This window comes from Streptomyces sp. SP17BM10, assembly GCF_036322405.1.
Taxonomy (GTDB): domain Bacteria; phylum Actinomycetota; class Actinomycetes; order Streptomycetales; family Streptomycetaceae; genus Kitasatospora.
Map to the genome: position 1 here is coordinate 1 of NZ_JAQYXB010000474.1, position 417 is coordinate 417.

A 417-nucleotide genomic window follows, 5' to 3' on the forward strand; every position below is an offset into this window, starting at 1 on the left:
GCCGACGCGTCGCAGTACCACCCGGTGATCGCGGTCCGCACTCCCGTCTCCTCGGCGGACACCGACGGCGTGGTCATCGCCGTCAACTCCGCCGAGCAGTACGTGCAATGCGAGTCGAAGGGCCACAAGGGCCGCAGCAGGTCCGTCCCCGCGACGTTCATCAACGACCGGCTGTGGGGCACCGGTCACCTGATCGAGTACTTCGACAGCTTCAGCTCGCCGGCCGGCGCCGGGCAGTTCCTCACGCTGGGCGCCGGGCACTACACACCCGACGTCGCCAAGGTCACCATCAGCTACGGCGACGACCCGACCCAGTACCCGGCCGTCATGGCGGGCGGCGCGTTCGTCTACACGGCGGCCATCTCCACTGCCAACGACGCGAAGTCCTTCCCCCCGGACCCCTACGTCCACGCCTAC

At 69.1% G+C, this 417-nt stretch carries 1 pseudogene; it reads left to right on the plus strand.

The annotated features are described in order from the left end of the window. Positions 1 to 417, plus strand: a pseudogene (locus PUR71_RS06935) (hypothetical protein); the annotation flags it as partial.